The organism is Halanaerobium congolense (genome assembly GCF_004366375.1).
In the GTDB taxonomy this organism is placed as follows: domain Bacteria; phylum Bacillota; class Halanaerobiia; order Halanaerobiales; family Halanaerobiaceae; genus Halanaerobium; species Halanaerobium congolense.
This window is the reverse complement of sequence record NZ_SOEF01000052.1, coordinates 8,550-10,774: the sequence shown is the minus strand read 5'-3', so window position 1 is coordinate 10,774 and position 2,225 is coordinate 8,550. Positions and strand designations below refer to the sequence as shown.

At 31.6% G+C, this 2,225-nt stretch carries 2 protein-coding genes and 1 pseudogene; all 3 read right to left on the bottom strand.

The window, feature by feature from the left end:
• Positions 1 to 158 precede the first annotated feature (158 nt).
• Complete coding sequence (locus tag C7954_RS12785) at positions 159 to 860, bottom strand: HIRAN domain-containing protein (RefSeq protein ID WP_134060221.1); 702 nt, start codon at positions 858 to 860, stop codon at positions 159 to 161.
• 2 nt (positions 861 to 862) lie between these two features.
• Entirely contained in the window at positions 863 to 1,738 is an 876-nt protein-coding gene (locus C7954_RS12780) for a HipA domain-containing protein (protein ID WP_134060219.1), read from the bottom strand.
• 115 nt (positions 1,739 to 1,853) lie between these two features.
• A pseudogene (locus C7954_RS13750) lies at positions 1,854 to 2,225 on the bottom strand (hypothetical protein); the annotation flags it as partial.

Below are 2,225 nucleotides of genomic sequence, written 5' to 3'. Positions count from 1 at the left end.
ACGGTGAACACCCTGTCATTGTTGACTTCTACATGATACATGCCACAACATAGATAGGACTTTCACCTATTATCAGAATAATTTACGGAGCACACAAAAAATAACCGCTACAAATTAAAGTAGCGGATTTGTTAATTCATATTATATTTTGATATTTCCTACGCAATAGAAAATTTGGTTTCTTCCACCTTTGGCTTAACCATCTTACCTCTAAAGCTAATCTCTAAAATTTGATAAGGCCCAGCTTTCGGGTTAACCTCATCAATTACAGCATCATATTCTCCATCATCTACCAGCTTATCAATATACCTGCTGTAAACAGCTGGAACATAACCAAGTTTATACTCTTTATCTTTAGTCCAGATTTCAATTGCATGCATATCATAAATATTATCTTCTTCAATTTCTAAATGAAGTTCCTGTCCAGATTCTAAGCTTTCTAAAGCTTTATCTCCATCATAATGTCTCCAACCTGCAATATTGAATTTAACTGTTCTACATTTTTTTTCTTCATCAATAGGCTCCATAAATTCTAATGTATCTGTACTCAGTCTTCCTCCAGTTCTTTTAAGTGCTTCAAATGGCTTGTTTTTTCTATCTTTACCATTTAATCTATTAAGGAATGGAGCAAATAATTTGTCAGAAGTATATTCTTGATCAATATCTTCAAAAATCTTGATAGGCTTATATCCCATCTGAAGTGCATATTCAATACTGCCATGTTCATTCTCATCTTCTCTAATATATTTAAAATGAAATAACCCATTTTCTTTCCACAGTCTACCAATCACAGTTCTTTCTCTGGTATCTGGATCCTTCCAGACAACTAAAAGCTCATTTTTGTGTTTAGCAATTACCATAATCAATCACCTTCTTTCTCGACTAAATCTAACATCCAGCTTCTGCGTTCCATTAATATCTTAAGAACTAATTTCTTTTGGTTTTCACTCATAAAATTTTCAGGTACTTTAAAAACAATCTCTCGAATAATATCTTCTTTCAGTAATTTTAATTTAGTAATAAAATCTTTATATATATCAGAATAGCTCTGTTTTAAATAGTAGAGCATATCATACTGTGTGATTTTTTCATTACCGTTTAGTCTAATACAAGATTTACATTTTCTTAAATAAGATCTAAAAAAGTTCTCATCCTTAAGAAGCTTCTCAACATGATGTGGTAATCTTTCTCTTGCTAAAGAAGAGGCATTATCATAAATTGGGGCTAATTTGGGTGTGATATCATTTTTTTCAGAAACTATTATTCCCCAATTTTCTTCATGTCTGTCAGTTTGACCAATAAACCCATCAAATAGCAGTATTTCAATAAATTCTTCAATTAAATCATATTCTTTTAGATCACTCAAAATATTATTTAGAGTATAATTTTGTCTATTAGCCTCAGTGATTTCATAGCTCATTAGGTCTACGCCTTCTTTTAAGATTTCATCCTTATTTAAAAACCTATAACTAATACAACCATGACTGTTGTTATAAAGAGCTAAATCAATTTGTGGAACTTTTAAATTTAATTCTTCCCCTATTTCTGAAACAATTTTTTCTGCCCAGTGACCTCCACCATACCAATCATAATGTTCATTATATTTTGGCATTTTAAATAAAGCTCTATTTCGGGATTCTGTGTCACGAAGCCAATAAGAATTACTATAACCTTTTCCTTCTTCTATTAATTCCCAGTTGCTTACATCTATAATTTTGTATTTTTGATTTTTATTCATAGTTTAATTACCCTTCTTATATATACATTATACTTTAATATATATTGAATGTAAATTAATCTTATTAATTACTTCTTCATATCTCATTATTTTCCTACATATTTTTTTGAATTTCTTATCTCAAGAGAGAATCAACAGCATCTCTGTAACCATACTTCCGTAAATATTCAATAACTGCAGCTTCGAAAATATCTCTCTGAGTCACGTTCCTAACCTTGCTGAATTCTGTAACTAATTCAGCTAATCTATCAGCCATATAAACACTTTTGGTTTTGGTTGTTCCTGGTACTGCGAAATGTGGGATCTCTCCCTCACTGTCTTCTCCATCCTCTGAAGCTGCTAATAGTTCCCTTAAGGAATCCATGTTTTCTTCTAAAAATTCCATCACTGGAGTAAACTTAGCCAGTTTTTCTGCAACATTGACCTGGCGTTCAACCTGTTTTCTAATCTCTGCAGCAAGTTCTTTCCCATTAGTATCTGGAGCAGC